The organism is Corynebacterium casei LMG S-19264, from assembly GCF_000550785.1.
Taxonomy (GTDB): Bacteria; Actinomycetota; Actinomycetes; order Mycobacteriales; family Mycobacteriaceae; genus Corynebacterium; species Corynebacterium casei.
Genome location: NZ_CP004350.1, coordinates 1,465,617 through 1,490,514 on the forward strand (window position 1 = coordinate 1,465,617; position 24,898 = coordinate 1,490,514).

Sequence of the window (24,898 nt, forward strand, 5' to 3'; positions counted from 1 at the left end):
GACAGTCGACGCAAGGACAGCTTTCAGTTAGCAGTGAGGGCGTTGCCAAACTAAGGAGGGGGCTTGTACCGGCAAGCCCCCTCCTTAGGGGTAGTTAGGCTTCTAATATATTTCGGGTGCATGTCCACAACGTGAACTGTTGAGAACCCAAAGGTAAATACGCAGGTGGGGTGTAATCGTTGCACTGCCGAATCGTTTCTTAGGCGTTATAAAGAACTCTTGTAAGCAAACTTTTATGATCCTCACAGGAGAACCCGTGTCTAAGTTCCGTCATTTCGGCCGCCTATTGGCTGCTACCACCGTTTCCGCCACCATCGTTGTTGGCGCACCTGTTGCTTTCGCACAGGAAGGTGACGTTGTCGATTTCTCCGTCACCAACATCACCGATTTCCACGGCCACCTTTCTTTCGAAGAAACCGAAGAGCCAGGCGCTAACTCTGAAATGGGTGCGGCGAAGCTGAAGCCCCTGATTGAATACGTCAACCAGGACCAGGAATTCATCATGACCACCTCCGGCGATAACGTCGGCGGCACCGCATTCGTTTCTGCAGTGGCAAATGATGAACCAACCTTGGACATCCTCAACCTGTTGGGCGTTGATGTCTCTGCTGTTGGCAACCATGAGTTCGACCAGGGCCATGAGGATCTGACTGGCCGCATTGTTGAGGGCTCTGACTACCCAATTCTCGGCGCTAACGTCACCTTGAACGGTGAGCCACTGCTGGATGCGTCCAAAGTTATCGAAGTTGACGGCGTGAAGGTCGGCTTCGTTGGTACTGTGACCACTTTGACCAAGAACAAGGTCGCTCCGTCTGCAATCGAGGGCGTTGAGTTCACTGACCCAGTAGCTGCTACCAACGCAGAAGCTGACCGTTTGACCGAATCCGGCGAAGCAGATGTTGTTGTCGCGCTGATGCATGAGGACGTGGAGCAGTACGCAGAGGGCTTCAACAACAACGTTGATATCCTCTTCGGTGGCGACTCCCACGTGCGCAGCAGCGGTGAGGTTGCACGCGAAGGTGCACTGCCACTGTACTGGGCTCAGGGCCACGAGTACGGCAAGGTTCTGCAGGACGCAGACATTAAATTCAACAAGGACACCAACGAGATTGAGTCCATTGAGATCAATCAGTGGGATCGTTCCATGCCAGAGGTTGAAGCTCTCGAGCCTGATGCTGAGGTAGCGGCGCGTGTTGCTGCAGCCGAGGCAGAGGCTAAGGCGCTTGGCGCTGAGGTTGTTGGCCAGATGGAGTCCGCAACCTTCCGTGGCCAGGATGCTGGCGCTGGCTCCGGTTCTAACCGTGGCGTTGAATCCACCTTGAACTCCCTGATTGCTGACGCTAACCGCGCATCCCTGGAACAGCAGATCGGTGTGGACATCGATTTGGGCATCATGAACGCCGGCGGCGTTCGCGCTGACCTGCCTGAAGGCGACGTCACCTTTGAGGACGTTCTTACCGTGCAGCCATTCGGCAACTCTGTTGCTTATGGCATCCTGACCGGCCAGGACATCCTGGATGCTCTGGAGGCTCAGTGGCAGCCAGGTGCTTCCCGTCCACGTCTGGCATTGGGCATGTCCGCAGGCTTTGAATACGTATACGATCCGTCTGCAGAGCAGGGTGAGCGCGTTATCTCCGCAACCTTAAACGGTGAAGAGATTGACCCAGCCGCTGACTACACCGTGGCAACCTCCACCTTCCTATTCGACGGTGGCGACGGCTTTACCTCACTGGCTAGTGTTCAGGGGCTAACCGATGTGGGATACATGGACTACTCCGTGCTCAATGACTACATCGCGGCTGGTGCTGATATCCAGTCCGGACAGACCGATATCGGCATCTCCGCTGAGGGCACCGTTGCACCAGGCGAGGCAGTTACCTTCAACCTGACTTCCTTGAACTACACCATGGAAGAAGACCCACAGGCCACTACCGCGACCGTTGCAGTTGGCGATGTTTCTGAGACCGCTGACGTTGACACCGAGTGGAACGCTGAGGAAGACAACCAGCTCAACGAGTTCGGCCGCGCAACCGTTGAACTGATTCTGCCAGAGGACGCTGTGGAGACCGACCTGGTCACCATAACCACCGATGCAGGCACCGAAATCACCGTCCCACTGAGCGAGCTTGGATTCACCGAGGACACCGATGGCGATGAGCCAGGAACCCCTTCTGAGGGTTCTGCTGAGGGCTCCTCCGAAGGTTCTGCCTCCGGCTCCGCTGCAGGTCTTGGCTTCGCCGGTGTACTGGCAGCGATTGCTGGCATCGCAGCATTCGTTGGTCTAAGCGGTCAGTTCGACCAGTTCATCCCAGCTAACATGCAGCGTACTCTGAACGACCTGCGCCGTCAGATCAACACTGTCAGCCCAATCCAGTTCTAATTAGCTGCTAGCTACTCACCGCGGGTGGTTCATCCTCAGCAATGGGGAAGAACCACCCGCTTTTACATGGCCCCAGGCAACAGGCAAGGTAACGTAGATGACGTGAATTGGACTGATACGTTGATGGAACATGCCCGCGAGCAGCTCTATATTGACCCGCCGCGTATTCCCATCGTCATCTTGGCGGCAGTCCTGATTTATATCGCGTTCCTACTCTTAGTGAAGATCTTCGGCTCGCGCGTACTGACGTCAATGTCAGCGTCTGATGCAGTCATCATCATTATGTTCGGCGCAGTCGCCGGGCGCGTCATCCTCGGCCATCCACCCACGCTGGCAGCTGGCATCATTGGGCTTGCAACCCTGATGGTCCTAGAAGCCTTTTTCGGAATCCTGCGGGAGAAGAGCGGACTTGGGCACCTAATAGACCGTGAACCGATTTTGCTGATGTTTGAAGGCGCTATTGTGACCAACGCTCTTCGCAAGTCGCATTTTTCTTATGACGATGTCAGAACGTCTATTCGCAAGGCGGGGATTGGAAACTTCGCAGATGTCCAAGCAATGATTCTAGAGGCCTCGGGTGACGTCTCCATCATCCGTGCAGGCAGCCCCCTTGACCCAGAAATGCTTAAAGACGTGCGTGGAGCAAAAGAACTCCTTGAGGCACCCGCCCAAAATCCTCACACTAAATGAGCTCCCGGTCTAAGCCACTGATCCAAGCCAGTGATCCAAAAATCCGGCTCACCCGTAATAACGAGCCAGCCGGAATGCCTTGAGCAAAGTGCTTACATAGACAGGAAGCTGTCCATGGTGCGCAGCAAGGAGTTGATGGTGTTGATCCAGGTGGTGAATTCCTTTGGATCCAATTCGCCCTCATCATTGGTGGAGCCGTAGAAGAGGTTGTAGACGAAGGAATCCTCAGAGGAGACGTCGGCATTAGCGTTGTTGCCGTTGCCGGTGTTCTCTCCTTCCGCAGTGGTGGATTCGGAGCTACCGGCGAAGCTGCTCTGTGCGTTTGCAACAGCGGTTCCAGAGAAGGTCAAAGCAACAGCGGTAGCGCCTGCAACAAGAGCCTTACGGGAGAAGAGAGTCATGAAACAATCCTTTGATATTCAAGTTTTAAGTGCCCAGAAGAAGTCTACTCTAATGTAATTATTTTTCGACACACATATGTGAAATTGAACCAATCTCACACTTTCATGACTCGGCAATCGGGTTAGTTTGCTTAACCCGTGTTGAGCGAGTCCAAAAACGACTAAAGCTGCTGAGTCAATGTCCCAGCAGCTTTAAGCTTGTTTACTTCACAGGAAGCAAATTAGCCCATGAAGTCAAAGTGCTTGTTAGCGAAGGTGAACAGTGTGCCCACTGCACCAACGACTGCGGTGAAGACGGAGATCCAAGCAGTGATGTCCTTGGGGTCCGTGGAGGAACCCTCTTCCTTCTCATCATCCTTGTCGCCTTCAGCTGGAGCTTCGGATTCCTTGGAGGTTGGAGTCTCAACCGAGGTCTCGTCGGTGGTGGTGGTGACGGTGGTCTCGTCTTCTTGAGCGACGGCTACGGAGGTACCTGCGAAGGTGACTGCGAGTGCGGTTGCGCCGGCAACGATTGCCTTGCGGGAGAAAAGCTTCATGTGGAAATCCTTCAGACTTCGTAAGTTCTAGTAGACGCCATGATATTAACGTGACCTTAAGGCTATTGCAAGAGATCTATGAAGTTTTGTTAAGAGTGTGACATCCAACACTTACTGTCTGTGAGCTGTGAAAACTGGACGATCTTAGTTTGTTGCGGCTAAGTATTTGATGTATTTCGCGACGTGGTAAAGCAAAACCCGCTGGAATATAAATCCAGCGGGCACGCTAAATGTCTAAATATTTCCGCACAAGGCGATTGACCCTAGGCGAGGGTAGCGGATTCGATACGAACCTCTTCCGCAGGAGCGCCGTCGCTGGCGCCGCCCTCAACACCGGTCTCGGCGATTGCGTCGAGAGTTTCAAGTCCCTCTTCGGTGACGTTGCCGAAGTAGGTGTAATCAGGCGCCAGGGTGGAGTCCGCGTAGTTCAGGAAGAACTGGGAACCGTTGGTGTCTGGGCCAGCGTTTGCCATCGCGATGGAACCGCGTGGGTAGATGGACTGAACAGCGGTGTCATCGAGCTCATCAGTTGGGTACTCGTTAGCGAACTGGAAGCCAGGTCCGCCGGAGCCGGAACCGGTTGGGTCACCACACTGCAGTACAGCGAGACCGCCGGTGGTCATGCGGTGGCAAATGGTGTCGTCGTAGTAGCCCTGGTCAACCAAATCGGTGATCGCGTTGACGGCACACGGAGCAAGCGCACGGTCGAGCTCCATTGGAATCTCGCCCTGGTTGGTGGTGAAGTTGACGGTGACAGTGCCCTCAGTGGAAATGTCGTCGCCGTTTGGAACGGTGGCATCATTTGCAGCTTCACCGGACTCGTTGTACTCACACTGAACGGTGTCTTCCAGCGGGGTCTCACGCTGACCGGCAAGGGTGAGTACTTCCTGCTCCTCAGGAGCAGCTTCAGTCTCATTGGTGTTTGCGTCTTCTGCAACGACGTCTTCCTCGTTGCCCTGCATTGCCATGTAGGTGATGCCGCCACCGATGGCGAGGATGGCTACGAGAGAAGCGATGACAACGCCAAACGGGCGTGCCTTGTCTTTACGGTCGCGAGCTTTAATCTCGCGTGCAAGATGAGATAGGGCTTCTTCGCCGCGCTTTTTATTACTAGTCACCGAGTGATCCTTAGCTCGTGGTTGAACAGGTACATCTGGCACAGCGCTTCAGCGAAACTTCGCGTGCCAGGTTTCTCGGACTGATTCTAGCGTGAACCTCGCAGACAGGTTGAAGTGCCCCTACGCAATTAGTTGTGCATTTCCTGGCACTTTGCGGACGCGGGCGGGCCTCCCCGGGCTGAATACGTGTGGCAAAGAAACAACTTCATGGCGAGGAAGTGAAAACGACAGTATCGTCGGGGACATGGCTAACGTAACTTTTAAGAATGACCCAGCAACTACCGCAGGTGAGCTTCCAGCAGTAGGTGCAGAGCTTCCTAACTTCACCGTCGTCGGCACCGATCTTTCGAACGTCACTCCAGCGGATTACGCAGGCAAGCGCCTGGTTGTTTCAATCTTCCCATCCATCGATACCGGCGTGTGCCAGGCACAGACCCGCTCATTCAATGAGAAGGCAACCTCCCTGGACAACACCGTTGTGCTGTCCATCTCCAAGGACCTGCCATTCGCTCTGGATCGCTTCTGTGCAGCAGAGGGCCTGGACAATGTGGTTGCAGCATCCGCTTTCCGTTCTTCCTTCGGTGAAGATTTCGGCGCAACCCTGCAGGACTCCCCACTGGCTGGCCTTCTCGCGCGTGGCGTCATCGTCACCGATGAAGACCACAAGGTTGTCTACGCAAAGTTCGTCGATGAGGTCACTGAAGAGCCTAACTACGACGAGGCACTGGCTGCGCTGCAGTAAAGCCCCCCCCTGATTTGGCGAGCAAGGCTCGTATCTACTAGCTCCGGTCGACCCATTAGATGTGGGTTGATCGGAGCTTTGTCGTGATTGCCACAATGCTGAGTTTTGGCAGCCAAAGGATAGGGTATAGGCATGCAAATTCTTGGTTTTGGGGCCGGTCCTTACAAGACAAATACCTACATCGTGGAGCACGAAGGACGTGCCTTTGTGGTCGATCCCGGAATGCACGCCATGGACAGAGTCATTGAGCTCAGTCAGCAACACGGCTTCACCATCGAGGCCATCGTGCTGTCGCATGGACATCTTGACCACACTCGCGAGGCGGGAGACTTGGCAAAGCGCTTGAGCTTGCCGGTTTATATTCACCCGGATGATGAATTCATGTTGAAAGACGGCCGGGGAGTATCCCCGCAATCGCTGGTGCTTTTCGATGCTGCCTCGATGATCCCCATCGCGGACGTTCGCCACTTCGGTACGGGAGAGAAGTTGTCTCTGATCGGCATGGAGTTTGAGGTTCACCATTGCCCGGGCCATTCCCCGGGCTGTGTTGTCATCGTCGCTGAGGATTTTGCGCTGACCGGCGATGTGCTGTTTAAGGGCTCAATTGGACGCACAGACCTACAGCATTCGGATCCACGGGCCATGCAGGATTCGTTGCGTAGCCTGTTGAATATCTTGAATGATAAACTGACGCTGCTTCCGGGGCATGGCCCGACAACCACCATGCGTGCGGAAAGAAAGACCAATGGGTTTCTTCTCAACCTGGGAGATGTAATCTAGAAGCCGTGAGTGATAAGAAGCAGTTTCAAGCCTTGTCGGCACCAAAAGGCGTGCCAGACTATGTTCCGCCGCAGTCCGCGACATTCGACGCTGTGCGCAAGACTCTCGTGGGTCAAGCGTATTTAGCGGGTTATTCGCATATTGAGCTGCCGGTGTTTGAAGATACTTCGCTGTTCGCGCGCGGTGTTGGAGAATCCACCGATGTGGTCTCGAAGGAAATGTACACCTTCGCTGACCGCGGAGAGCGCAGTGTCACCTTGCGTCCGGAAGGCACAGCGGGTGTGATGCGTTCTGTTATCCAGCACAATCTGGATCGCGGTCAGCTTCCGGTCAAGCTGGCTTATTACGGCCCATTCTTCCGCTATGAGCGCCCCCAGGCTGGTCGTTACCGCCAGCTGCAGCAGGTGGGCGTTGAGGCCATCGGTATTGATGATCCTGCACTGGATGCGGAAGTTGTCGCACTGGCAGACCGCGGCTATCGCGCGCTTGGTCTGAGCGAGTTCCGTTTGGAAATGACTTCTTTGGGTTGTGGAAATTGCCGCCCTGCTTACCGTGAGAAGCTGCAGGAATTCTTGTTCAAGCTGGACTTGGATGAGGAAACCCGCCGCCGCGCAGAGATCAACCCTCTGCGCGTGCTGGATGACAAGCGCCCAGAGATGCAAGAAGCTACTGCCGATGCTCCGTTGATGCTGGACAACTTGTGCGATGAGTGCCGCGTGCACTTTGACACCGTGAAGTCTTTGCTCGAAGACATGAATGTGCCGTTCGTGATTAACCCACGTATGGTTCGCGGCTTGGATTATTACACCAAGACCACCTTCGAGTTCGTTCACGATGGCCTCGGTGCACAATCTGGTATTGGCGGCGGTGGACGCTATGACGGCCTGATGGCGCAACTGGGTGGACAAGACCTGTCCGGCATTGGCTTCGGTTTGGGCGTCGACCGAGCTGTTCTCGCCTTGGAGGCCGAAGGCAAGACCATTCCTAGTGTTGATGAACGCGCAGCTGTTTTCGGAGTCGCGCTGGGTGAAGAGGCAAAGAAGAAGATGGTTAACATCATCAATGATCTTCGCCTGGCTGGAATTAGCTCAGACATGTCCTATGGTGATCGTGGCCTCAAGGGCGCGATGAAGGGCGCTGACCGTGCCGGCGCACGCTTCGCTCTAGTTCTGGGTGACCAGGAGCTTGCCAACGGCACTGTTGCTCTCAAGGACCTGGCAGCGCATAAGCAAGAAGACGTTGCCATCGAGGACATCGTTGAAGTCTTGACCTCCAAGCTTTAGACCTTGGTGGTTGCTTCAAAACGTTGAAAGTGCCGTGAAGATCAGATTGAACTGATCTCCACGGCACTTTCAGCTGCGGACAAAAATCCACGTTGGCCGCTCTTGGCGCAGGTGGTTTAACACTCCACCTGTGAGACGGACAGTCCCAAGGTCTTTGCCAGACCGCCAATGGAGGTCTCTTTGTACTTGGTGTGCATGTCCCGGCCGGTTTCGGCCATGGTCTGGACTGCGTTGTCCAAGGTGACGTGGTGAGTACCTTCGCCCATGCGAGCAAGACGCGCAGAGTTGATGGACTTCACCGCACCAATCGCATTGCGCTCGATGCACGGAATCTGGACCAGACCGCCGACTGGATCGCATGTCAGGCCCAGGTTGTGCTCCAATGCAATCTCCGCAGCATTTTCAATCTGAGCTGGGGTAGCGCCGAGGATTTCAGCCAAGCCTGCGGCCGCCATTGAAGAAGCAGAGCCGACCTCGCCCTGACAGCCAACCTCAGCACCCGAGATAGAGGCGTTCTGCTTGATGATCATGCCGACCGCGCCAGCGGTGAGCAAGAAACGGCGAGCGGTCTCACGGGTGAAATCTGGGAGGAAGTCACGCGCGTAGTGCAGCACTGCTGGGATGATGCCGCAGGCGCCATTAGTTGGTGCCGTGACAACGCGACCACCCGCTGCATTTTGCTCATTGACGGCCAGCGCGTAGAGGTTGACCCACTCCATGGCAGAAAAGCCCGAGGTTGGGTCATCCTGCTGTTCTAACAACAACGCATACAGCTGTGGTGCACGACGATTGACCTGCAAGCCGCCGGGAAGAATGCCCTTGGTGGAAATGCCGTCGGTTACGCATTCGCGCATGACGTCCCACACCAAGTCCAGATGGGTGTTGACGCGGGCAATTCCGCCGTCCTCGCGGTGGAGGACGGCTTCATTAGCGGCAATGATTTCCCAAATGGTCTTGCCGGTCTCTTTGCACAATTCCAGCAGCTGATCACCAGTGGAGAAGTCATATGGAATGCGCTCATCATCGCTTTGGGCAGCAGCCATACCTGCTGGCACCTCATGAGTTTCTTCAAGCTTTGCGTTCAACTCGGCACGGGACAAGACGAAGCCGCCGCCGACGGAGAAGTATTCCATGTTGCTTGCAATTTCATTGCCCTGTTCATCCCAGGCGCTAAAAATGAGGCAGTTTGGGTGCTCAGGAACGGGCTCATTGTTGAAAGCGATGGAATAATCTAGCCTGCCCACTGGACCTTCGATGGTTCCCTCGGAAGGAATGAAGCTACCAGCGGTGGGCTCAGCGTCAACGGGAACGGTCAGGGGCGCCCAACCTGCGAGCCCTAGAATCACTGCACGGTCAGTTGCGTGGCCTTTACCCGTAGCAGATAAGGATCCGCGCAACTCAGTGTGAACCTTTGCGGGAAGAGCAGGCAAGGACTCCACAAAACTCTTGGCTGCGCGCATTGGTCCAACGGTATGCGACGAAGACGGGCCGACACCTACGGAAAAGATGTCAACGACGCTAATGGTCATTCAACGACGCCTTTCTCTATCAAACTTGGATACAAATCAGGGGGTAAAACATCGTGTAAAACGCAGAAATGCGCATGTTTCTGGTTGTTATTCTAACCCCAAAGCATTGAACTGATTCGGCTTTGGGCTTAGTAAATTATTCACAGAACACGCGCATTGTCTCACCGGCAAGATATAGCTGGTGAGCTTTGCCTTTACTGTAACAGCTGAGACATAGGAACAAAATTGTCAGTATCGATCCCAACCCCAGATTTGCGTTTTCTGGATTCTATGTTGGTGAAATCCCCGGCTAACCCTTCAACGTGATCTGGGTTCGACACCATAAAGTTTGCCAATTCACCGGCTGCGCGTTGGATGCGCTGCTCAATGCGTGCTCCCTCAGGAGTGCCGAAGTCTTCCGTTGCCTGGAATACTCCGGTTGGCATAACCATTGCGTGCAGGAAAGTCATCAGCGGGCGCAGGGCAAAATCCAAAACCATGCTGTGGCGTGCGGAGCCTGCTGTTGCCGCGATGACCGTCGGCATGTCATTGATGCTCTCAGTATCCAATGAATCAAAGAACATCTTGAACAGCCCTGAGTAACTTCCCTGGAAAATGGGAGTGACCACAATGAGGCCGTCTGCTGCGGAAAGCGTCTTTTTTGCATCGTCAAGCAATGGCGTCTCAGCCGCCATGTTGACCAAACCTGCTGCTAATTCCTCAGCGTAATCACGCGCCTCAATGAAGTGGATTTCAACCGACTCACCGCGGGAGGTCACTGCACCTTCAACTGAAGCGGCAATCTTTTCTCCCAGCTGCCGCGTGGACGATGGTGAGGACAATCCGGCGGTGATAACGGCCAAAGAACGCATTATCTTTTCAACTCTTTCTTTCTTATTAGCACGTAGTTAGTACAACCTTACCTGCTACAACGCTAACTGGAATTAGCTGGTGGGTTTCCTGAGCTACTCAGCGATCTTGCCTGGCGCGACCTGAAAGTGCGCATGGCTGCGGTCTTCCTTCAGGGATGCATGGGTTGGTGGGTTGGAAGGAACGTGGTCCGGGCGGCGTGCGTCCATGCGTCGACGAAGCTCAGGAACAATCTGGGTGCCCAAGATTTCAATCTGGTTGAGCACAACTTCCAGCGGCAAACCGGCGTGGTCAATGAGGAACATCTGACGCTGGTAATCGCCCACCCAGTCCGCAAACTGCATGGTGCGCTCAATGACCTGCTCCACGGTGCCAACGGTCAATGGGGTCAGCTCAGAGAACTCCTCGAGGCTAGGGCCGTGGCCGTAGACCGGTGCTACATCGAAGTATGGACGGAACTGCTTCTTTGCATCTTCTTCGGTATCGGCAACGAAGATCTGGCCTCCGAGGCCAACGATTGCCTGGTCGGCGCTACCGTGGCCATAAGCTTCAAAGCGGCGGCGGTACATGCCCACCATGTCAATGACGTGTTCCTTATTCCAGAAAATGTTGTTGTGGAAGAAACCGTCACCGTAGTATGCAGCCTGCTCCGCAATTTGTGGGGAGCGAATGGAGCCATGCCACACGAATGGTGGAACCTCATCCAGCGGGAATGGGGTAGAAGTGTAGCCCTGTAGCGGGGTGCGGAACTTGCCTTCCCAAGAGATGTTCTTTTCGCGCCACAAGCGACGCAGCAGGTGGTAGTTCTCAATGGACAGCGGAATGCCTTCGCGAATGTCCTTGCCAAACCATGGGTACACAGGTCCGGTGTTGCCGCGACCCATCATCAAATCCGTACGTCCGCCAGATAGGTGCTGCAAGAAAGCAAAGTCCTCGGCGATCTTCAATGGGTCATTGGTGGTGATCAACGTGGTGGACGTGGACAGAATAAGATTTTCGGTCTTCGCCGCAATGTAGCCTAAGTGCGTGGTTGGGGAAGAAGGCACGAACGGTGGGTTGTGGTGCTCACCGGTAGCGAAGACGTCTAGTCCAACCTCTTCGGCCTTGAGTGCCATCTGGGTCATGGCGTTAATGCGCTCATGTTCAGTTGGGGTCATGCCGGTTAGTGGGTCTGGGGTTACGTCACCGATGGTGAAAATTCCGAACTGCATGTCTGATCCTAACGTTGAGTTATTGAGGTTTTACTTCAATTCCTAAGTGATGCTGTTAGAAACTCTAGTATATCTATGACATGTCAACAATATTTTGGGAAAGTTATTCCAGACTTAACGAATCAATCAAAATGGCAAGGTCAGAGGTGGTGATGATGCGAAGTGGCTTCTGATTTCGCTCGCCATTCTCTGTCACAATGGCCGCGTGAGGCAGTCGACCGACCTTATCGGGGCTGATCAAGGCATCGACCGCCTCCTGCGCTGTAATGTCCCGCGCAAGGAAGACCGCTTGGTCGATCTTTTTCACCATGGCCAGAACATCTGCAATGGTCCGGGCGTCTAGGGCGTTATTGTCCGCCAAATCAGTGGCCACCCACCGGGAGATTGTGTTTGTGGTTAACAGCTGCACGAACTTGTTGTCTTCATAAATGGGAATCTGCGCAAAGCCGTCCTCCCGTATTACCTTCAGGGCATCGGTGACAGGGGAGTCAGGACTCAAGCTCACCACATTGGTTGGTTGAAGAATCGAGAGCGCTGAACGTGGATCAATAAGCAGTCCGCGCAACATTTCAATATCTTTGACCACAACCGGGTGCGGCTCCGCGATCGGTTCTCCGTTGTTATAGCGGCCATGGGAAATAGCATTGCGCAAATTTCCATAATCCTTCAGCACTTCGCCTTGCCTACGCGATAGCAAGTGCTTGTCCACCGCGCGGTCTACCATCCACCAAAATGAGTCCGAACGCTTGGCTTCCAGCACAATCCGCAAATGCGTCTCAATGTCATTGAACGCAGAAAGAAAAGGAATAGCTCGGCTCTGAAATTTCTGCTCAGTCTTAGCGTCCTCTAAATCTGCATCGGAGGCGTTGGGCTGAGTGTCTCCATTTTGCGTGGATGTCATAGGTGTTAGCGTACTGAACATCCACGAAGTGATGGCTTGATTTTTAGTCGGCGAAACTTCGTACCAATGCGAAAACCCACTAAGACTTTTAGTGCAAGTGAGTCTCAGTGGGCTGAATAGCTGCGCTAGGCGGGGCCAAAGGCGGTTTGGCTAGGAGTTATAAACCCCGCGTTCCAAGGTGTCGCATGCTGCCATGGTGCTTTCGCTGTAGCCGGTTAAGAAAGCTTCTTGGCGCTGTTCAGAGGTGCCGTGCGTGAACATATCCGGGCGGACTTCACCGCCTGAGCGCTGCTGGATGTTGTCATCTCCCACAGCGCGTGCAGTGTCCACCGCAGTAGCCACCTGTTCTGGGGTGATGGGCTCCAGCATGGCGTCTTCGCCCTTATCGGCATGCGATGCCCAAAGGCCTGCGTAGCAGTCTGCCTGCAACTCGATCTTCACAGCATTGGAATCCTCACCAGGCTCGTTGTAATTAGACAAACTCAACGTGCCCTCGAGCTGCTGAATGTGGTGACCGAATTCATGAGCAACAATGTACATCTGCGCCAGCGGGGCATTCGTGCCGCCGAATTGCTCCAACTGTTCAAAGAATGAGACATCAAAGTAGGAAGTTTGGTCTGCCGGGCAATAGAAGGGGCCAGTCGCCGCAGTAGCCGCGCCGCATCCCGATTGAACAGTGTCTTGGAAAACCACGCGTCCTGGTTCAACATATTCAATGCCAGCCTCTGCCGGAAGAATTTCCGTCCACACATCGTCCACGGACTGAGCAGTAAAGTCTACGCGGCAATCGGCGTAAACATTTCCGTCTTCAATTGTCTTGCAGTGGGCGAGGGTATCCCCACCTTCTTCACCGCCTTCAATGGCTGGCTGTTGTTGCTCTTGTCCACCGAATACATCATCAATCTGGGAGGGATTTCCACCCAGAAGTAGGAAAAGGCCAATCAGCAATACTGATCCAAGGCCGCCGCCGGCAGCAATAGCTCCGCCTCGACCGCCGCGCCTTGTAGTGGCACGCCTACCACTAATATCTGCACCCTTTTTGAATGTCATGCACTGATCATGCCACAGTCATGCGCAGGAATTATGTCAAGTAGGAAAATTTTTGGTCAACTTTGCACAGGTCAATCCTTCTCATTTTGTTCTCAGAAAGTTCATGATGAAGTCCATGGGGGAGTATCGGCCAGTTCGAGGGAGTAAAGCATGTCTGCCGGGTGGGAAAGTATGACCCCCTTAGAGGCCGCGGACATTGAAGGCGAGTAGACTTGGGCCGTTCATGTCTTCTTCCCGCATGTCGCGCGCGCTGTCTACGCAAGGCGAAGCAGGAAGGAGTGGTTGCATATCTGAAAGGAATGAACACTAACGTGTTGCGTACACACCTAGCGGGCGAACTCCGCAAAGAGCTGACCGGTGAAACCGTCACCCTTACCGGTTGGGTTTCCCGACGTCGTGACCATGGCGGCGTTATCTTCATTGACCTGCGCGACCGTTCCGGTCTTGCACAGGCTGTCTTCCGCGAGTCTGAGGTTGCTGAGCAAGCTCATGAACTTCGTTCGGAATTCGTAGTGAAGGTCACCGGCATCGTTGAGGCCCGTCCAGAAGGTTCTGAGAACCCAAATCTGGCGTCTGGCGAAATTGAAATCAACGTCACTGAGCTTGAGGTGTTGAACAAGTCTGCAGCACTTCCTTTCCAGATTGATGACCCATCTACCTCCGGCGAGGTAGGCGAGGAAGCTCGTCTGCGTTACCGCTACCTGGACTTGCGCCGTAAGGCACAGGGCGATGCTCTGCGTCTGCGTTCGGCAGCGAACCGCGCTGCACGTCGCGTCCTGGATGCGCACGAGTTCACTGAGATTGAAACCCCAACCTTGACCCGCTCCACCCCAGAAGGTGCACGTGACTTCCTGGTTCCAGCACGTCTAAAGCCTGGTTCTTGGTACGCACTGCCACAGTCCCCACAGCTGTTCAAGCAGCTGCTCATGGTTGCCGGCATGGAACGCTACTACCAGATTGCGCGTTGCTACCGCGATGAGGACTTCCGCGCGGACCGTCAGCCAGAGTTCACCCAGTTGGACGTTGAGATGTCCTTCGTTGATCAGGATGACGTCATCGCTTTGGGCGAAGAGATCATCTCTGAGCTGTGGAAGCTCATCGGCTATGAAATCACCACCCCAATTCCACGCATGACCTACGAGCATGCAATGAAGTACTACGGCTCTGATAAGCCAGACCTGCGCTTCGACATCAAGATTGTGGAGTGCCAGGACTTCTTCAAGGACACCACCTTCCGCGTATTTCAGAACGAATACGTAGGCGCGGTTGTCATGGAAGGCGGCGCTTCACAGCCTCGCCGCCAGTTCGACGCCTGGCAGGAATGGGCAAAGCAGCGCGGCGCAAAGGGCCTTGCCTACATCACCGTTGCCGAAGACGGCACCCTCGGTGGCCCAGTAGCGAAGAACATCACCGACGCTGAGCGCGAAGGCATTGCTGGGCACGTTGGCGCGAAGCCAGGCGACGCAATCTTCTTCGCCGCTGGTGACACCAAGTCTTCGCGTGCATTGCTTGGTGCAGCACGTGGTGAGATTGCTCGTAAGAACGACCTCATCAAGGAAGGCGACTGGGCATTCACCTGGGTTGTGGACGCTCCTATGTTTGAGCCAGCAGCCGATGCGACTGCATCGGGTGACGTTGCTCTGGGTAACTCCAAGTGGACTGCTGTACACCACGCCTTTACCTCTCCTAAGCCAGAGTGGATGGATTCCTTTGATGAGAATCCAGGTGAAGCAACCGCCTACGCATACGACATTGTGTGCAACGGCAACGAGATCGGCGGCGGCTCCATCCGTATCCACAACGGTGAAGTACAAAAGCGTGTCTTCAACGTCATGGGTATTGGCGAAGAAGAAGCACAGGAGAAGTTCGGCTTCCTGCTCGACGCCTTCAAGTATGGTGCACCACCACACGGCGGCATCGCGTTCGGTTGGGATCGTATTGTGTCCCTGCTCGGCGGCTTTGACTCCATCCGTGACGTCATCGCCTTCCCTAAGTCTGGTGGCGGAGTCGATCCATTGACCGACGCACCAGCACCAATTCCTGCGCAGCAGCGTAAAGAGACCGGCGTTGATTTCAAGCCAGAAAAGGCGAAGAACAACGCTGAGGCCAAGAACGACAACAAGGCCGAAGTTTAAAGCTCAAGCTTGAGACTTTAGCTTTCCGCGCACGCCGCGCGGGATGAATCTAGCATTAGGCACCACTATTTTCCGCCATGAAATGAAAGACGTGCTAATAGTGGTGCCAGACCTGAGGAGTAGACCGTGAACCTGGAACAACAACAAGTCGTAGACATTGCTCAAGACTTGCTGTCGCGGCGGTTTGGTGGTCAACAAAAACTCTCCGAAGTAGAGCGGCTTTCCGGCTCTGGTCACGCTATTGTCCTGCGTGCGCGCGTGTCTTCCTCACCGTTTCTGCAACAGCGGACCGTGGTACTGAAGCATAATCCGCCAACTGGCCAAGCCATTGATGATGTGGCTTTCATCAGTGAGGTTGTGGCATACCAGTTCACCACATCTCTTTCTGAAGACACCCGTCCTGGGCCCGTTCTGCTGGCGCACGATATAGAGCAGCGCATTCTGGTTCTGACGGATTTGGGCGATTCCAACACCTTGTCGGATACTCTCGCGCAGGCTAGCGATGATGAGCGCATGCAAATCATCCGTGCGCTGGGCACTGAGCTTGGTCAAATGCACGCAGATACTGCCGGCCGCGAACCAGACTTTGAAGCACTGCTCAACCGCGTGGTCCGCAACCACCCTGACAAGGTTAATTATCAGCTGCGTGCAGATGCACTACACAACTCCATCTACTTGGGCATTGAAATTCTTGAACGCGCGGGCTTGATGCCGCCTGAGGCAGTGACGCACTACGCGTATGCATCGGCCGCAACCTTGCTCAGCGGAAATGAACGCGCGTTTACGCCGTTCGATCTTTCACCTGACAACATTATTGTCTCCCACAGGATTTCCTTCCTGGATTACGAATGGGCGGGCTTCCGTAATGTCGGCTTTGACGTCGCATGTGTGATTGCAGGCTTCCCGCAATTCCTCTTTGCGCGACCAATCTCCAATGAAGAAGCAGACGTATTCGTCCACGCATGGGCACGGGAAGTCACCGACACTTGGCCACGCTTTGGCGAAAGCGAAGAACTCAACCGTCTGATCGTACGTTCACTCATTGGCTGGGCACTGTCCAGTGTTGCCACGATGTACACCGGCGGGGTAGAAGAATTAGCGTCTTTTGCTTCTGAGAAGCGCGAAATTGATAAACAAACCGCTAACTCCTTGTTGCGCCCAAGTGGATTAGAGCCGTTCAGCGATGATGAAATGCTGGTGCGCCGCGACTTGTTTGAAACCTTTGAAGCACTTCATCGCTTCGCTGTTCGCCGTGGACGCGGCTCATATACCGAGGAATACCAGGTGATTGCAGATTTCGGATTGCAAGTAGCTGACCGTCTCCGTGAGAACCGTTTAGGATCGAACCACCAGATCTAGGTATCGCCTGAGATACCCGCTTGGATTTAATCCCCGCTTTAGGGTTGGAAGGTTTATATGTCGCAGGACTCGCTATTTCCCACCACGCCATCTGCCAGCACCGATTCTGATAGTGCGACGGGGATAGCTGGCCGCGGTAACTCCATGTTTGCCACGCACAGCGGATCGCCGCTGGCTGCACGCATGCGCCCGCAAACCTTGGATGAAGTCCTGGGCCAAGATCATTTGTTAGCTCCCGGCAAACCGCTACGACGTTTGGTGGAGGGCTCCGGTGAGGCCTCTGTTATCTTGTACGGCCCACCAGGCACGGGCAAGACCACGATTGCGTCTTTGATTGCCTCGGCAATGGGACAAAACTTCGTGGGGCTCTCAGCACTTGATTCTGGCGTAAAGCAAGTCCGTGAAGTTATCACTCATGCACGGCAGGAAGCCATCCGCGGCGTGCGCACCGTGTTGTTTATTGATGAGGTTCACCGCTTTTCTAAAACCCAGCAAGACGCGCTTCTTGCCGCAGTGGAAAACCGGACGGTCCTACTTGTTGCCGCAACCACGGAAAACCCTTCATTCTCCGTTGTGGCGCCGCTGCTATCACGCTCGCTTCTGCTGCAATTGAACTCCTTGGAGCCCGAGCACATTGGGCAGTTAATTGACCGAGCAATTGCATCTGAACGGGGTCTGCAGGGCAGGATCACCATTGCCGATGACGCCCGCGAACAATTGACAATGCTTGCTGGCGGCGATGCTCGACGGGTATTGACCTACCTGGAAGCTGCTGCTGAGACCACAGAAGCCAACGCAGTTGAAGCCAAATCCGCTGAAGCAAGCGTCGACGATTCTGCGGCCGATGATTCTGGGGCTGATGAATCCAGCGCTGATGAAGCGGTTGCGGGGAAGCCGGTGTTGACCTCAGAAATTCTTAATGCCAGTGTGAACCGCGCGGTGGTGCGCTATGACCGCGATGGTGATCAGCATTATGACGTGGTGTCAGCGTTTATTAAGTCCATTCGTGGCTCAGACGTGGATGCAGCCTTGCACTACTTGGCGCGGATGATTGAAGCTGGCGAGGACCCGCGGTTTATTGCGCGGCGCTTGATTGTGCACGCCTCAGAGGATATCGGCATGGCGGATCCAACGGCGTTGCCAACAGCTGTTGCCGCAGCACAGGCAGCACAGCTCATTGGTTTGCCCGAGGCACGTATTCCGCTTGCGCAGGCAGTAATTCACTTGGCTACCGCGCCGAAATCTAATTCCGTCATGCAGGCCATTGCCGCAGCCCAAGAAGACATCGGGCGGGGAAAGATTGGTCACGTACCGCCGCATTTGCGTGATGGGCACTATGAAGGCGCGAAGCGACTGGGAAGCGCGGTGGGGTATCAGTTCCCGCATGATGATCCACGCGGTGTGGTTGCACAGCAATACCTGCCTGATGAGCTCGCAGATGCACAGTACTATCACCCAACGGATCATGGCGCCGAAAAGCGGATTAATGAATACCTGCCACGCCTGCGGGGAATTGTCCGGCAGGAACCTAAGAGTGGCAAGCGCAAATAATCGTTTGTGCGCCTCAAAAATACCGCCCTAGATTCCATGCTCACACGCAAGACGGGTAAAGTCTTGTGGTGTTAAGTCCGCACTCGTGGTCAGTGTTGCTCCCTCATGCATGTGATGCCACTGCATTGATGGCATTGATAGAGTGCGGACGAGAGATTTAACCCGCCAGATGCTGCATTTATCAATCCCGATAGATGCCGCCGATAGATGCAAAAGGACACTGCACAGTGAAGACTCATGAGATTCGCGAACGGTTTACCCAACACTTCGTTAATAGTGGACACGAAGCGGTACCGAGCGCCTCGTTGATTCTTGATGACCCAAACCTGCTGTTCGTCAACGCTGGCATGGTTCCTTTCAAGCCTTACTTCCTGGGCCAGCAGAACCCACCGTTTCCGAACGGTCTAGCAACTTCTATCCAAAAGTGCGTGCGCACCTTGGATATCGAAGAAGTTGGCATCACCACCCGCCACAACACCTTCTTCCAGATGGCCGGCAACTTCTCCTTCGGTCAGTACTTCAAGGAAGGCGCTATCAAGAATGCCTGGGCGCTCCTGACTAATTCTGTTGAAGAAGGAGGCTTTGGCCTAGACCCAGAGCGCTTGTGGGTCACCGTCTACTTGGACGATGATGAGGCAGCAGAGATTTGGAACACCGTTATCGGCGTGTCTAAAGAACGCATCCAGCGCATGGGCATGGAAGACAACTACTGGTCCATGGGTGTGCCTGGTCCTTGTGGTCCTTGTTCTGAGATCTATTACGACCGTGGCCCAGAATATGGCAACGAAGGCGGGCCAGAGGCTGATGATAACCGCTACATGGAGATCTGGAACTTGGTCTTCATGCAGAACATCCGCGGCGAAGGCACCGGCAAGGGAAACTTTGAAATCCTCGGCGAGCTGCCAAAGAAGAATATTGATACCGGCATGGGCATTGAGCGCGTTGCTTGTATCCTGCAGGGCGTAGACAATGTCTATGAAACCGACCTTCTGGCACCAGTTATTGCTGAGGCTGAAAAGGTCACCGGCGCAACCTATGAAGACCCTAAGGATGGGCGCATCAATGATGTGCGCTTCCGCGTGATTGCAGACCACTCCCGTACCGCGATGATGCTCATCCTGGATGGCGTAACCCCATCCAACGAAGGCCGTGGCTACATCCTGCGCCGTCTGGTGCGCCGCATTATTCGCTCCGCACGTCTACTTGGTGCGCAGGCTGAGGTCCTCGAGCGTTTCATGAACACCATCATGGACACTATGGAGCTTTCTTACCCAGAGATCACAGAAAACCGTGAGCGCATCCTGCGCGTTTCCCTCAATGAGGAAAAGGCTTTCTTGAAGACCCTGGAATCCGGTACCCATCGCTTTGATGAGGTGGCATCGGCGGCTAAAACTGCTGGCAAGTCCACGGTTCAGGGCGATGAGGCTTTCGAACTGCATGACACCTATGGTTTCCCAATTGACCTGACTTTGGAGATGGCTGCAGAAGCTGGTCTCGAAGTGGACATGGAATCCTTCAACGCTGCAATGACCCAGCAGCGTGAGCGTGCCAAGGCGGATAACCGCGCTAAGAAGCACGGCCACGCTGATGAGTCTTTGTACCGCGAGTGGGTGGACAACCAGCCAACCATCTTCACTGGTTATGAAGAGATTTCTTCCGACGCCAAGGTGATCGGCCTGGTTCGCGACAGCGAAAAGATCACCTCCGCTGGTGCCGGCGAGGAAATTGAAGTCATCTTGGACCATAGCCCGCTGTACGCGGAATCTGGTGGACAGATGGCCGACCGCGGCCGCATTTTCACCGGTGACACAGTCCTGGACGTCCAAGACGTGCAGAAGATCGGCAAGAAGCTGTGGGTACACAAGGCTACCGTGGCTTCCGGTGGCTTGGACTTGGGCTCTAACGTCACCGCTGAGGTTGACCAGCAGTGGCGTCACGGCGCAACACAGGCGCACACCGCTACTCACTTGATTCACGCTGCAGTGCGCCAGGTTCTTGGCCCAACAGCAGTCCAGGCTGGTTCCTTGAACCGTCCGGGTTACCTGCGCTTTGACTTCAACTACACCGAGCAGCTGACGCAAGCGCAGATGGATGAAATCGCTCTGATTGCCAACCAGGCTGTGGACTCTGACTTCGCTGTCAACACCATTGAGACCTCTTTGGAAGAAGCAAAGGCAATGGGCGCGATGGCATTGTTCGGCGAGAACTACGGCAACAATGTACGCGTCGTAGAAATCGGTGGACCTTTCTCCATCGAGCTCTGTGGTGGTACGCACGTGGCGCATTCCTCCCAGATTGGCCTAGTTTCTGTCCTGGGTGAGTCTTCGGTTGGTTCAGGCGCCCGTCGTATTGAGGCTTTTTCCGGCATGGATGCCTTCAAGTACTACTCCAAGGAAGCAGCACTTATTGATGCCGTTTCGAAGGATCTGAAGGTCCCATCGGATGATTTGCCAGGCCGCATTGCTGCTTTGACGGAGAAGCTGAAGCAAGCTGAGAAGGAAATCCAGAAACTGCACCAGGCACAGCTGCAGGCAAACGCGGCAGAGTTCGTGGCTCAAGCTGAAGACATCAATGGCTTCAAGGTTTTGACCGTGAACCTACCAGCAGGAGTTGCTGCTGGTGACCTGCGTACCCTGGCTACCGACCTGCGCAACCGCATGAACAATGACGACGCGATCATCGTTCTGGCATCCGACAATGACGGCAAGCTGCCATTTATCGCGGCTGCAACGAAGTCGGCTGTCGCACGTGGTGTGAAGTCCGGCGACCTGGTTAAGACCTTCGGCGAATATGTCGATGGCCGTGGCGGCGGAAAGCCTGACATGGCGCAGGGCGCGGGCAACACTGCTGCTGGTGTGGAGCAGGGCTTTGCCGCTGTTAAAGACTTCGCTGCCAAGCTCTAGTCCAGATTCTAAAGAGCAGATACATCATGGCAAAGGTTTCACCGGATACTCCGGGCGTGGATGACCCAGGTCCCGGCCGTCGACTCGGCTTGGACGTGGGCACCGTCCGCATTGGCGTAGCGGTCTCTGACCGCGATGGCCGTCTGGCCACTCCAGTGGAAACCGTGCCGCGCGAAACCGGTCTGAAAGACGCGGACCAGGGCGACATCGATAGGCTGCTGGCAATTATTGCCGAATACGGCATCATCGAAATCGTCGTGGGTTTCCCGCGCGATTTGCAGGGCAATGGCTCCGCCAGCGTCAAACACGCCAAGGAAATCGCTTTCCGCCTCAAGCGTCGCTTGGCCAAACCATTTGCAACTGACCCAACTCCGCCGCAGCCCACCCCCGTTATCCGGATGGGCGATGAACGGCTCACCACAGTTGCTGCCACCACAGCGCTGCGTGCCTCTGGTGTGAGTGAGAAGAAGGGCCGTTCTGTTATTGACCAGGCTGCGGCCGTAGAGATTCTGCAGTCCTGGATCGATGGGCGCAGCGCTGCCTTGGCCGATGAAACGGGCAACGAATCGGGCGAAGAACCGGGCGAATAAATACCGGTATTTCTCAGATAAATTTCAGGTTCACAACTGGGGTATCTCAGAAAGGTAACGTTTTACCGGTATGCCTGCTCGCTAACCATGAATACAGCGACTAGTGTGGTGGCGTTAATACATGTTGATGGCAACATTTTGGTGACCAAAAGGGACGCCAAAGTGGAAATGACCCCCAAGGAGCCGTGACCTTAGTGAGCCACAAAGAACCTCGACTGGCCAAGTCAATGGAACCAGTCCATGTAAAGCGCCGCCAACGCGGTATCGCGGTACTCATCGCTTCCTTCGTTCTGATCATTGGTGCGGTTATCTATATCGCCATGCGAGTGCTCAGCAACAGCGGCGGAGAAGTAGACGGCAATGACTATGAGGGCGAAGGCAACGGCACTGTCGAGCTAGTCCAGATTCCAGAAGGTTCCTCTATTTCTCAGTTGGGACCAGAACTGGAAGAGCGCGATATTGTGAAATCCGATGCCGCATTCCAGACCGCCGCCGCAAGCAATTCTGATGCCGGCAATATCCAGCCGGGTTTCTACCGTCTGCAGCGGCAGATGAGCGCTAGCTCCGCTGTTGAAGCGCTCTTGGACGCTGAAAACCGCGTGGACATGTTAGAAGTTCAAGGCGGCTCCACATTGATGGACATTAATGTCCTCGGCGGTGATGTCCGATATGGCGTGTACTCATTGATTGAGGGCGTGACCTGTAACGACGGCGAATGCGTGAACAAGGCGGATCTGGAAAACACCGCTGCGACCGTTGACCCAGCAGAACTTGGTGCACCGGAGTGGGCATTGGAAGAAATCCGTGCCCGCGGTGATGACCCGAAGCGTATCGAAGGTCTGATTGCTCCAGGTCAGTACGTCCTGGACCCGAACATGAGCGCGCAGGAAATTCTGACTGACCTGATTACTCGTTCTACCTCCATGTACAACGAGACCGGCATTGTGGATCGCGCAGCGGCAATCGGCATTACTCCATATGAGCTGCTTACTTCTGCGTCTTTGGTGGAACGTGAAGCTCCGGCTGGGGAGTTCGATAAGGTTGCTCGCGTCATCCTTAACCGTCTGGATGCGCCGATGCGTCTGGAGTTCGACTCCACCGTGAACTACGGCTTGGAAGATGTTGAGCTTGCTACTACCGATGAAGACCGTGGCAACGTCACTCCATGGAATACCTACGCCATGGATGGTCTGCCAGAGACTCCAATTGCATCTCCTTCGGAGGATGCAATCAAGGCAATGGAAAACCCTGCGGATGGTGAGTGGCTGTTCTTCGTCACCATTGATGACCAAGGCACTACCGTGTTTACCAACACCTTCGAGGAGCACCTCGAGCAGGTTGACCGCGCTATTGATTCCGGCATCCTGGATACCCAGCGTCAGTAGGGTAGTCCTAAGCAATTAAAGAAAGCATGAGGAAGACCTTTCACGGGGTATTCCTCACATCTCAAAGGAGCATTAAAAGTCCATGCCACGCGCCGCAGTTTTGGGTCAGCCGATTGCCCATTCAATGTCCCCAATTCTGCACTCTGCGGGCTACAAGGCCCTAGGTCTGGATGATTGGTCCTATTCCCGGATTGAAGCCAATGCGGACACCTTGCCGAGCATTGTTGCCGATGCCGAGGAGGACTACCGTGGATTTTCAGTGACCATGCCGGGCAAATTCGCAGCTCTGAACTTTGCCACTACAGTGACGGAGCGCGCACGATTGATGGGCTCGGCAAATACCTTGGTACGCACCGAGGAAGGCTGGCAAGCAGACAACACCGACACTGAAGGCGTGCAAGGTGCGTTGAATGAGCTTCTGGGCCGCGCCGATGGATTGCGGATTACGGATTCCTCGAAAACTGAGCCCCGCGCACTACTTATTGGTGCGGGCGGCACGGCTCGTCCTGCTTTGTGGGCACTGGCCCAGCGTGGCATCAAGCACATTGACCTACTCAACCGCTCGGATCGCCGTGGTGAGCTTCAGCATCTGACAGAAAAGCTTGGCCTGACCATTGAGCCAGTGACTTACGATGACAACATCGAAGCTATTGCACAACGCAGTGAGGTAATTATTTCCACCGTGCCCTCAGAGGCGATTGCAGACCATAGCTTTGCGCTTGCGCATGCACCTGTCTTGGACGTCATTTATGACCCATGGCCAACCCCGTTGACCGTGCATGCTGCAGCCGATGGCTACCCAACCGTGGGTGGACACCGCATGCTGGCGTACCAGTCTTTCAGCCAGTTTGAGCAATACACTGGCCAGGAAGCACCACGCGAGGCTATGTTTGAGGCATTGAATATTTACATGCGCGACAAGAACGTTAACCGTCTGTACTAGTCCAGAAATGGACATTAAAGTCGGAAGCCTGTTTCGCGCCGCATCGTGAAATTGAAAACATACTTGGGGGAGTGTGTCCATGAATATTTGGTTGTTGACCGTCATCGCGGGCGTGGCGGTGGCATGGGCCGCAGCGCTGATTTACTTTGATATCCGCCAGCGCCGACTACCTGATGCACTGACGCTTCCCGCCGGTGCGGTGATGCTGACTTGGACGATTCTGTCCATGGATTTCTCCGGGTTGTGGGGATTTGCGTGGCCGCTGCTGTATTTCTTGCTCGCTTTGCTCAGCAAAGGCAACGGCATTGGAGGCGGGGACATCAAGCTTGCGTTGCCACTCGGCATCGCCATCGCCTTAGTCTCTGGGGCCGTCTACATATTTGTCGCCATGGTGATTACAGCACTGCTCGCGTTGGTCTGGGGGATACCGTTGCGGCTGCGAAATCGAAAAAGTCCACAGAAGTTTGCGGATCCACCCAATGGGCCAGCCATGCTTTTGGCGACGGCAATGGTGACTTTTACACCACTGTAGGGGGAGTGCTGAATCAAACCCGGAGGCAAA

Annotated in this window: 21 protein-coding genes; 13 read left to right on the plus strand and 8 right to left on the minus strand. The window is 54.8% G+C overall.

The features are described from left to right. The first annotated feature begins 235 nt into the window (after nucleotides 1-235). Together CCASEI_RS06770 and CCASEI_RS06775 are read left to right on the plus strand one after the other, a co-directional pair. Nucleotides 236-2,380 (plus strand): bifunctional metallophosphatase/5'-nucleotidase, encoded by a 2,145-nt coding sequence (locus CCASEI_RS06770; protein WP_038574511.1) that lies wholly within the window; start codon nucleotides 236-238, stop codon nucleotides 2,378-2,380. A 123-nt stretch (nucleotides 2,381-2,503) separates the two neighbouring features. Further along, nucleotides 2,504-3,070 (plus strand): DUF421 domain-containing protein, encoded by a 567-nt coding sequence (locus CCASEI_RS06775; protein WP_081466679.1) that lies wholly within the window; start codon nucleotides 2,504-2,506, stop codon nucleotides 3,068-3,070. Between the two features lie 92 nt (nucleotides 3,071-3,162). Here CCASEI_RS06775 and CCASEI_RS06780 read toward each other — a convergent pair whose 3' ends face one another. From CCASEI_RS06780 to CCASEI_RS06790, 3 genes are all read right to left on the minus strand, one after another. Next, nucleotides 3,163-3,471, minus strand: coding sequence for a hypothetical protein (locus CCASEI_RS06780; protein WP_006823607.1), 309 nt, complete (start codon nucleotides 3,469-3,471; stop codon nucleotides 3,163-3,165). 221 nt (nucleotides 3,472-3,692) lie between these two features. Next, nucleotides 3,693-4,007, minus strand: a complete 315-nt coding sequence (locus CCASEI_RS06785; protein ID WP_006823608.1) for a hypothetical protein — start codon at nucleotides 4,005-4,007, stop codon at nucleotides 3,693-3,695. Between the two features lie 263 nt (nucleotides 4,008-4,270). Continuing rightward, the gene (locus tag CCASEI_RS06790) at nucleotides 4,271-5,125 is read right to left on the minus strand and encodes a peptidylprolyl isomerase (protein ID WP_006823609.1); all 855 of its coding nucleotides are present in this window, start codon (nucleotides 5,123-5,125) and stop codon (nucleotides 4,271-4,273) included. A 244-nt stretch (nucleotides 5,126-5,369) separates the two neighbouring features. Between CCASEI_RS06790 and tpx the strand changes: the two genes are divergently transcribed. The 3 genes from tpx to hisS all read left to right on the plus strand — a co-directional run bounded on the left by tpx (nucleotide 5,370) and on the right by hisS (nucleotide 7,930). After that, nucleotides 5,370-5,867, plus strand: a complete 498-nt coding sequence (gene tpx / locus CCASEI_RS06795) for a thiol peroxidase (protein WP_006823610.1) — start codon at nucleotides 5,370-5,372, stop codon at nucleotides 5,865-5,867. 132 nt (nucleotides 5,868-5,999) lie between these two features. Beyond that, a complete protein-coding gene (locus CCASEI_RS06800; RefSeq protein WP_006823611.1) occupies nucleotides 6,000-6,647 on the plus strand; it encodes an MBL fold metallo-hydrolase in 648 nt (215 codons plus the stop codon). 5 nt (nucleotides 6,648-6,652) lie between these two features. After that, nucleotides 6,653-7,930, plus strand: coding sequence for a histidine--tRNA ligase (gene hisS / locus CCASEI_RS06805; RefSeq protein WP_006823612.1), 1,278 nt, complete (start codon nucleotides 6,653-6,655; stop codon nucleotides 7,928-7,930). A 116-nt stretch (nucleotides 7,931-8,046) separates the two neighbouring features. Here hisS and CCASEI_RS06810 read toward each other — a convergent pair whose 3' ends face one another. From CCASEI_RS06810 to ypfJ, 5 genes are all read right to left on the minus strand, one after another. Further along, nucleotides 8,047-9,459: an L-serine ammonia-lyase gene (locus CCASEI_RS06810; protein WP_006823613.1), complete on the minus strand. Its 1,413-nt coding sequence runs from the start codon at nucleotides 9,457-9,459 to the stop codon at nucleotides 8,047-8,049. A 194-nt stretch (nucleotides 9,460-9,653) separates the two neighbouring features. Further along, a complete protein-coding gene (locus tag CCASEI_RS06815; RefSeq protein WP_006823614.1) occupies nucleotides 9,654-10,310 on the minus strand; it encodes an FMN reductase in 657 nt (218 codons plus the stop codon). A gap of 93 nt (nucleotides 10,311-10,403) precedes the next feature. After that, the gene (locus CCASEI_RS06820; RefSeq protein ID WP_006823615.1) at nucleotides 10,404-11,519 is read right to left on the minus strand and encodes an LLM class flavin-dependent oxidoreductase; all 1,116 of its coding nucleotides are present in this window, start codon (nucleotides 11,517-11,519) and stop codon (nucleotides 10,404-10,406) included. A gap of 103 nt (nucleotides 11,520-11,622) precedes the next feature. Then, nucleotides 11,623-12,420, minus strand: a complete 798-nt coding sequence (locus CCASEI_RS06825; RefSeq protein WP_006823616.1) for a CBS domain-containing protein — start codon at nucleotides 12,418-12,420, stop codon at nucleotides 11,623-11,625. 150 nt (nucleotides 12,421-12,570) lie between these two features. After that, on the minus strand, nucleotides 12,571-13,470 hold the full coding sequence (ypfJ, locus tag CCASEI_RS06830) for a KPN_02809 family neutral zinc metallopeptidase (RefSeq protein ID WP_025387516.1): 900 nt from the start codon (nucleotides 13,468-13,470) through the stop codon (nucleotides 12,571-12,573). Nucleotides 13,471-13,781: 311 nt separating this feature from the next. Between ypfJ and aspS the strand changes: the two genes are divergently transcribed. The 8 genes from aspS (at nucleotide 13,782) to CCASEI_RS06870 (ending at nucleotide 24,868) form a co-directional block, all read left to right on the plus strand. Beyond that, nucleotides 13,782-15,605: an aspartate--tRNA ligase gene (aspS, locus tag CCASEI_RS06835; RefSeq protein WP_025387517.1), complete on the plus strand. Its 1,824-nt coding sequence runs from the start codon at nucleotides 13,782-13,784 to the stop codon at nucleotides 15,603-15,605. A gap of 126 nt (nucleotides 15,606-15,731) precedes the next feature. Further along, nucleotides 15,732-16,964, plus strand: coding sequence for a hypothetical protein (locus tag CCASEI_RS06840; protein ID WP_006823619.1), 1,233 nt, complete (start codon nucleotides 15,732-15,734; stop codon nucleotides 16,962-16,964). Between the two features lie 57 nt (nucleotides 16,965-17,021). After that, complete coding sequence (locus CCASEI_RS06845; RefSeq protein WP_006823620.1) at nucleotides 17,022-18,515, plus strand: replication-associated recombination protein A; 1,494 nt, start codon at nucleotides 17,022-17,024, stop codon at nucleotides 18,513-18,515. A gap of 227 nt (nucleotides 18,516-18,742) precedes the next feature. Continuing rightward, nucleotides 18,743-21,418 carry an alanine--tRNA ligase gene (gene alaS / locus CCASEI_RS06850; protein WP_025387518.1) on the plus strand — a complete coding sequence of 892 codons (2,676 nt, stop codon included), beginning with the start codon at nucleotides 18,743-18,745 and terminating at the stop codon, nucleotides 21,416-21,418. A 26-nt stretch (nucleotides 21,419-21,444) separates the two neighbouring features. Continuing rightward, nucleotides 21,445-22,008 carry a Holliday junction resolvase RuvX gene (ruvX, locus tag CCASEI_RS06855; protein WP_006823622.1) on the plus strand — a complete coding sequence of 188 codons (564 nt, stop codon included), beginning with the start codon at nucleotides 21,445-21,447 and terminating at the stop codon, nucleotides 22,006-22,008. 227 nt (nucleotides 22,009-22,235) lie between these two features. After that, a complete protein-coding gene (gene mltG / locus CCASEI_RS06860) occupies nucleotides 22,236-23,393 on the plus strand; it encodes an endolytic transglycosylase MltG (protein WP_025387519.1) in 1,158 nt (385 codons plus the stop codon). 82 nt (nucleotides 23,394-23,475) lie between these two features. After that, nucleotides 23,476-24,336 (plus strand): shikimate dehydrogenase, encoded by an 861-nt coding sequence (locus CCASEI_RS06865; protein WP_006823624.1) that lies wholly within the window; start codon nucleotides 23,476-23,478, stop codon nucleotides 24,334-24,336. 79 nt (nucleotides 24,337-24,415) lie between these two features. Then, a complete protein-coding gene (locus CCASEI_RS06870) occupies nucleotides 24,416-24,868 on the plus strand; it encodes a prepilin peptidase (protein ID WP_006823625.1) in 453 nt (150 codons plus the stop codon). Nucleotides 24,869-24,898 lie beyond the last annotated feature (30 nt).

Excerpts from the sequence above, each read along its gene's own strand:
- CCASEI_RS06820 (WP_006823615.1), bottom strand. The coding sequence starts at position 11,519 with ATGCAGTTCGGAATTTTCACCATCGGTGACGTAACCCCAGACCCACTA.
- ypfJ (WP_025387516.1), bottom strand. The coding sequence starts at position 13,470 with ATGACATTCAAAAAGGGTGCAGATATTAGTGGTAGGCGTGCCACTACA.
- CCASEI_RS06815 (WP_006823614.1), bottom strand. The coding sequence starts at position 10,310 with ATGCGTTCTTTGGCCGTTATCACCGCCGGATTGTCCTCACCATCGTCC.
- CCASEI_RS06785 (WP_006823608.1), bottom strand. The coding sequence starts at position 4,007 with ATGAAGCTTTTCTCCCGCAAGGCAATCGTTGCCGGCGCAACCGCACTC.
- CCASEI_RS06825 (WP_006823616.1), bottom strand. The coding sequence starts at position 12,420 with ATGACATCCACGCAAAATGGAGACACTCAGCCCAACGCCTCCGATGCA.
- CCASEI_RS06770 (WP_038574511.1), top strand. The coding sequence starts at position 236 with ATGATCCTCACAGGAGAACCCGTGTCTAAGTTCCGTCATTTCGGCCGC.
- CCASEI_RS06800 (WP_006823611.1), top strand. The coding sequence starts at position 6,000 with ATGCAAATTCTTGGTTTTGGGGCCGGTCCTTACAAGACAAATACCTAC.
- tpx (WP_006823610.1), top strand. The coding sequence starts at position 5,370 with ATGGCTAACGTAACTTTTAAGAATGACCCAGCAACTACCGCAGGTGAG.
- CCASEI_RS06845 (WP_006823620.1), top strand. The coding sequence starts at position 17,022 with ATGTCGCAGGACTCGCTATTTCCCACCACGCCATCTGCCAGCACCGAT.
- CCASEI_RS06870 (WP_006823625.1), top strand. The coding sequence starts at position 24,416 with ATGAATATTTGGTTGTTGACCGTCATCGCGGGCGTGGCGGTGGCATGG.
- CCASEI_RS06865 (WP_006823624.1), top strand. The coding sequence starts at position 23,476 with ATGCCACGCGCCGCAGTTTTGGGTCAGCCGATTGCCCATTCAATGTCC.
- CCASEI_RS06810 (WP_006823613.1), bottom strand. The coding sequence starts at position 9,459 with ATGACCATTAGCGTCGTTGACATCTTTTCCGTAGGTGTCGGCCCGTCT.
- CCASEI_RS06775 (WP_081466679.1), top strand. The coding sequence starts at position 2,504 with ATGGAACATGCCCGCGAGCAGCTCTATATTGACCCGCCGCGTATTCCC.
- CCASEI_RS06780 (WP_006823607.1), bottom strand. The coding sequence starts at position 3,471 with ATGACTCTCTTCTCCCGTAAGGCTCTTGTTGCAGGCGCTACCGCTGTT.
- ruvX (WP_006823622.1), top strand. The coding sequence starts at position 21,445 with ATGGCAAAGGTTTCACCGGATACTCCGGGCGTGGATGACCCAGGTCCC.
- mltG (WP_025387519.1), top strand. The coding sequence starts at position 22,236 with ATGGAACCAGTCCATGTAAAGCGCCGCCAACGCGGTATCGCGGTACTC.